The sequence below is a fragment of the Streptomyces sp. AP-93 genome, assembly GCF_022808175.1.
GTDB lineage: Bacteria > Actinomycetota > Actinomycetes > Streptomycetales > Streptomycetaceae > Streptomyces.
In genome coordinates this window covers 86,771-92,906 of sequence record NZ_JALGBX010000032.1, presented here as the reverse complement: position 1 = coordinate 92,906, position 6,136 = coordinate 86,771, and the positions used below count along the sequence as shown (strand labels likewise).

The 6,136-nt window shown below is 71.8% G+C and carries 4 protein-coding genes; all 4 read left to right on the top strand.

Translation table 11 applies throughout. The annotated features are described in order from the left end of the window. The first annotated feature begins 639 nt into the window (after nt 1-639). The gene (locus MTF69_RS37470) at nt 640-2,631 is read left to right on the top strand and encodes an AAA family ATPase (RefSeq protein WP_243340998.1); all 1,992 of its coding nucleotides are present in this window, start codon (nt 640-642) and stop codon (nt 2,629-2,631) included. Nucleotides 2,632-2,783: 152 nt separating this feature from the next. Beyond that, nucleotides 2,784-3,899: an alanine dehydrogenase gene (gene ald / locus MTF69_RS37465; RefSeq protein WP_243340997.1), complete on the top strand. Its 1,116-nt coding sequence runs from the start codon at nt 2,784-2,786 to the stop codon at nt 3,897-3,899. A 449-nt stretch (nt 3,900-4,348) separates the two neighbouring features. After that, nucleotides 4,349-5,386, top strand: coding sequence for a ParA family protein (locus MTF69_RS37460; RefSeq protein ID WP_243340996.1), 1,038 nt, complete (start codon nt 4,349-4,351; stop codon nt 5,384-5,386). Beyond that, complete coding sequence (locus tag MTF69_RS37455) at nt 5,371-5,862, top strand: hypothetical protein (RefSeq protein ID WP_243340995.1); 492 nt, start codon at nt 5,371-5,373, stop codon at nt 5,860-5,862. Before MTF69_RS37460 ends, MTF69_RS37455 begins: the two co-directional genes overlap by 16 nt. The last annotated feature ends 274 nt before the right edge of the window (nt 5,863-6,136 follow it).

The window sequence follows — 6,136 nt, the reverse complement described above, 5'->3', positions numbered from 1 at the left end:
GGGTGCCCTGTCCCCGGCCCCCGGCGCCACAACCCCGGGGGGGGGGGGTGTTGGGGGGGGGGGGGTGGGGCGGGGGGGGGGGGCGGGGGCCGGGGTCGGGGTGGGGTGTCGGCCTGGACTGCATGATTTAGGCGCCCCCTCTTCTACTCCGACAGGGCCCGGGCTGCAGCTGCGCCACAAATCACGCTTTACGTCCAGGCCGACACCCCACCCCGCCCCCGTCCCCGTCCCGGCGCAGCCAATTCAGCCGTCCGGCGTTTGAGGACCGGGGTCTGGGGCGGAGCCCCCCTCCAGCCCGTCCGGCGTTTGAGGCGCGGGTCCGGGCAGCGCCCGGGGAACGGTGGAAGGGCGGGTAGGGGACTTCGCCCCGCAGGGCCGATCCAGCCGCACCCGCCCAGCGGGCCCGCGCGGGGACGGCGGTGGCGGCAGCCCCGACCGGCCACCGCCGGACGGAGTCCGGCGCAGCGGCGCGAAGCCCGGGAAGCGCGTCAGCGCTGAGCGGTGCGAGGGGCGCGTGAAGAAGGAGTAAGTGTGCCCATCCGCTGATCCGATCGGGCGATTTGTCCGCCGCGCTCCACCCTGTCCGTCGCTCTGTGTGAACTACGCTCGCAATCCGAAGGCAGCGAGAGGAGCGGATCCGTGACGGATTTCGTCGGGCGGCGGCGTGAGCTCAAGGAGCTCCGCGAGGACATCGCGCGAACCGGGCTCGACACCCTCTCCGGCCGCAAGGCCAAGTCCCCGCGGGCCCGCGTGCTGCTCGTCGCGGGGCGACCCGGCTCCGGCCGGACCGCCCTCGCCGAAGCACTGGTCCGCGAGATCGCCGACGACTATCCCGACGGAGTGCTGAGGGTCCGTCTCACCGCCCCCACGGGCGAGACCGTCGCCACCGAGCGTGCTGTGCGCACCCTCCTGGAGGGACTCGGGCAGCCCACCCCGCCCGGCGCCGCCGAGGACGATCTCAGTTCGGCCCTGCGCACGGCCCTGACCAGCCGCCGCATGGTCCTCCTCGTCGACGACGCGTCCGATCCGCACCAGGTCGACGCCCTGCTGCCGGACACCCCCGAGTGCCTGGTCGTCGTCACCGCCGAGGGCCCCCTGACCGGGATTCCGGATGTCCGCCCCTGCACCCTCGGCGGCCTCGACACCCCCTCGGCCGTCCGCATGCTCGTCCACCGCATCGGCGACATCCGCGTCGCCAACGACCCGCGCGCCGCCGAAGCCCTCGCCGAGGAGTGCGGCGGCCAGCCCGCCGCGCTCGCCCTGGCCGGCGGCTGGCTCGCCGCGCGCCCCAAAGCCTCGGTGGCGGACGTGGGCAAGCAGCTGCACGACATGCCCGCCGGTGTCGGCGGACCGCTGGCCAAGGCCTTCAGGCTCGTCTACGAATCCCTCCCGCAGCCCGCCCAGCGGACCCTGCGGCTGCTTCCGCTTGCCCCTGCCGGTCTCGTCGACTCCCACGTCGCCTCCGCCCTCGCCGGCTGCTCCGTTGCCGCCGCGCAGTCGACCCTGGAGGATTTCGCCGCGCTGGGCCTGCTGAGGTCGGCCCACGACGGGCTGTTCCTGCTGCCCGGCTGCCTCGCGCCGCTGCTCCAGGCCCTGCTGGAAGCCAAGGAGCGGCCCGCCGAGGTCCAGCTCGCGCGGGCCCGGATGCTGGAGCGCACCGTACGGCTGCTGTTCTCCTGCCGGGCCATGGCGGAGCCGTACGAAGACGGACTCGGCGGGCACGACGGATCCGTCGGGGTGCCCGAGAAGCTCGACGGGGTGCCGCGCGCGCTGCGCTTCGCCGACCGGCGGGCGGCGCAGACCTGGCTGGACACCCGGCTGCCCGCGCTGCTGGCCGCCGCCTCGCTGGCCGTGGCCGACGGGGAGCTGGACACCCTGGCGCGCAGGTTCGTAGCGGCGCTGGCGCGGGCCCTGTCCGAGCACCGCGGCACCGCCGGGGCCGCGCCCGAGCTGTACGGGCTCCACCGGCTCGTGCTGGACGTGGCCGAGCGGCGCGATCTGCACCGGGAACAGGCGGCCGCGCTGCTGAACCTGGCCGATCTGGACGCCGGGACGGGCCGGACGCGGGAGGCGCTGGACCGGTACCGGGCCGCGCTGGACGCGGGAAAGGCGGCGAACGACCCGTACGCGTCGGGCCGCGCGATGGAATCCGTAGGCGGCGCGCACCAGGAGCTGGGCGACTGGCACCGGGCCTCCGACTGGTTCGGCCGGGCCCTGTCCCACGCCCTCGCGCGGGGGGAGCGCGCGGACGAGGCGCGGCTCTACGGGCGGCTGGGGAACGTGCACACGTACGCGGGCCGGTACGGGGACGCGCTGCGGAGCTGGCGGGCGGCCTCGGCCGGCTACCGCAGGCTGGCCGATGTCCCGGGCCAGGCCAAGGCGTTGAGCGAGATGGCGCGGATCCAGGAATACGCGGGGCGGCCCGAGGAATCGCTGCACACCTGCCGGGAGGCGGTGGAGCTCGCGCGCAGGGCCGGGGACCTGCGGCTGCAGGCCGCGCTCCAGGTGCGGCTGGCCGACACGCTCGACCGGCTCGGCGATCCCGCGGCTGCCAGGCTGCACAGGTCCGCGGCCGACAGATTGCTGGGAGATGACCCCGCAGCCTGCGAAATCCGCAGCGTTTCCGACTGAGATTATTGCTTTGCAAGGCTAGACAGCCGCTCATCCTTCATTAGACTGGCTTCACCAGGTCATCCTCTGGTGCATCCCGTTGCGCGTTCTTGTGGACGGGTTTGTATTGAAGTAGCCCGAAACATCCCCTGAGCCAAGGACCGTGAGCCACGATGAAGGTCGGCATCCCCCGCGAGGTCAAGAACAACGAGTTCCGGGTCGCCATCACGCCTGCCGGCGTGCATGAGCTGGTCCGCAACGGCCACCAGGTCTTCATCGAGCAGAACGCCGGTGTGGGCTCCTCGATCACGGACGCGGAGTACGTGTCCGCCGGTGCCGAGATCCTCGGCACCGCCGACGAGGTCTGGGCGACCGCTGACCTGCTGCTGAAGGTCAAGGAGCCCATCGCGGAGGAGTACCACCGCCTCCGCAAGGACCAGACCCTCTTCACCTACCTGCACCTCGCGGCCTCCCGCGAGTGCACGGACGCCCTGCTGGAGTCCGGCACCACCGCCATCGCGTACGAGACGGTCGAGACGGCGAACCGCGCCCTCCCGCTGCTCGCCCCGATGTCCGAGGTCGCGGGCCGCCTGGCCCCGCAGGTCGGCGCCTACCACCTGATGCGCTCGGTCGGCGGCCGCGGCGTGCTCCCCGGCGGCGTCCCCGGCACCCACGCCGGCGAGTGCGTGGTCATCGGCGGCGGCGTCTCCGGCTGGAACGCCGTGCAGATCGCCGTCGGCATGGGCTTCCACGTGACCCTGCTGGACCGCGACATCAACAAGCTCCGCGAGGCCGACAAGATCTTCGGCACGAAGATCAAGACGATCGTCTCCAACGCCTTCGAGCTGGAGAAGGCCGTCGTCGAGGCCGACCTCGTCATCGGCGCGGTGCTGATCCCGGGTGCGAAGGCCCCGAAGCTGGTCACCAACGAGCTCGTCGCCAAGATGAAGCCCGGAAGTGTCCTTGTCGACATTGCGATCGACCAGGGCGGCTGCTTCGAGGACTCCCGCGCGACCACCCACGCCGAGCCGACCTTCCAGGTCCACAACTCGGTCTTCTACTGCGTCGCCAACATGCCGGGCGCGGTGCCGAACACCTCCACGTACGCGTTGACCAACGCCACGCTGCCCTACATCGTGCAGCTCGCGAACCTCGGCTGGGTCGAGGCGCTGCGTCGTGACCCCGCGCTCGCGCTGGGCCTCAACACCCATGATGGCCAGGTCGTTTACCGTGAGGTCGCCGAGGCCCACGGTCTCGAGACCCTCGAGCTGAGCACGCTGCTCGGCTGAGTCGTCAACGACTGACGTCAATCTCACGTATCCGGCCGGACCTTGCTCGCGAGGTCCGGCCGGAGGCGTTCCCGGGGTCATCGCAGGGGCCGCTCAACTCGCCTCGAACGTAACCCTTTAACCCTTTCGCACACCCGCGAAACTTCCCGGCGACAGCTCGTACGCCCTTGACAGAGTGGTGTTCGGTTGCCGACACATCGCGGTGGGTCCGGCGGATTGTGTTGCCGCTGAGTGGTGACACGCCATAGAGTCGCCAACCGTCGGCATGGTGCCACGCTGACCTATCGATAAGTGTCCTGGTCACGTCCGAGGAGGTAAGACGACTTGTGAATGAGTCGACATTTGCTCCTGGAGGTGGTCGAGCAGGAGGGCCTGCGCGGGGCCAGGGTCCTGCCGGAATCGAAGCCGTGGGATCCGTAGCGGTCCGCACCTTCGCAAACCACCAGCACATGACGACGCCCCAAAAGAGCATGGACGGCCTAGACGTGAACTCCAGGGCCGGCGACCCGAGCGGCGACAAGCCCGTGGGTTTCGCCGACTACGAACAGGTGCCCGAGGGGCATTTCTACGACCCGGACGCGGAGTACGAGCCCGACCCCGAGTACGCGGCCACTCTCGCCCCCGACGCTGCCCGCCAGCGCCGTGAGCGGATCGGCCCGACCGGACGGCCGCTGCCGTACTTCCCGATCCCCGGTCCGCTGACCGATCACGGTCCGGCGACCATCATCGCGATGTGCAACCAGAAGGGCGGCGTGGGCAAGACCACGTCGACCATCAACCTGGGTGCGGCGCTCGCGGAGTACGGGCGCCGGGTGCTGCTCGTCGACTTCGACCCGCAGGGCGCGCTGTCGGTCGGCCTCGGGGTCAACCCGATGGAACTCGACCTGACGGTCTACAACCTGCTCATGGAGCGGGGCATGTCGGCCGACGAGGTGCTGCTGAAGACGGCGGTCCCCAACATGGACCTGCTGCCGAGCAACATCGACCTGTCGGCCGCCGAAGTGCAGTTGGTCAGCGAGGTCGCGCGCGAGTCGACGCTGCAGCGGGCCCTGAAGCCCCTGCTGCCCGACTACGACTACATCGTGATCGACTGTCAGCCCTCGCTCGGTCTGCTGACCGTGAACGCCCTGACGGCGGCTCACAAGGTCATCGTGCCGCTCGAGTGCGAGTTCTTCGCGCTCCGCGGTGTGGCGCTGCTGACCGAGACCATCGAGAAGGTGCAGGAGCGGCTCAACCCGGAGCTGGAGCTCGACGGCATCCTCGCCACGATGTACGACTCCCGTACGGTGCACAGCCGTGAGGTGCTGGCGCGCGTCGTCGAGGCCTTCGACGACCACGTCTACCACACGGTCATCGGCCGTACGGTGCGGTTCCCGGAGACCACGGTCGCCGGCGAGCCGATCACCACGTACGCCTCCAACTCCGTCGGCGCCGCCGCCTATCGCCAGCTGGCCAGGGAGGTGCTCGCCCGGTGTCCCGCCGAGTGAGTCTGCCCGGAGCCGACGAACTGTTCCGTACGACCGGGGGGATGGCGCTGACGTCCTCCTCGCCGAACTCGGCGCGGGGCGTGGAGCACGCGGCCGCGGCCGCGGAGGGCACGGCGGGAGAAGGCCGCAGCCGGGAGGCTGAGGCGGGCACGGAGCCGGGCGTCGGCCCGCAGCGGCGGCCGCAGGAAGGTTCCGGTAACGCCGTCCCCGCCCCCACCCCCGGTCGGGGCAAGGGGCAGGGCCGGGGTGCGAACCGGCGGCCCAGCGGGCGCGAGCGGCACGACGAGAAGATCACGGTCTACGTCTCCGCGGAGGAGCTCATGGACCTGGAACACGCGCGGCTGGTGCTGCGCGGGGAGCACGGTCTGGCGGTCGACCGCGGACGGATCGTGCGCGAGGCCGTCGCGGTGGTCCTGGCGGACCTGGAGTCCCGCGGCGACGCGAGCATCCTGGTCCGTCGGCTCCGGGGGCGCTGACCCCTCCGGGGGCTCGGGCGGGTCGGTCCGTTGCCCCCCCTGCGGCGCGGGGCCCCCGAGGGCGGGGCCGGAGGGCGTCGGCCCGCCGACTGCGCGGGGGTGTGGTTCCCCTACCCGCCCTTCGCCCGTTCCCAGGGCTCTTCCCTGCCCCGGTCCTCAAGCGCCGGACGGGCTGAAAGGACCCTGGGGCTCCGCCCCAGACCCCAGACCCCGGTCCTCAAACGCCGGACGGCTGGGTTGGCGCTGCCCCCGGGGATTTGCCCGGGTCCCCGCT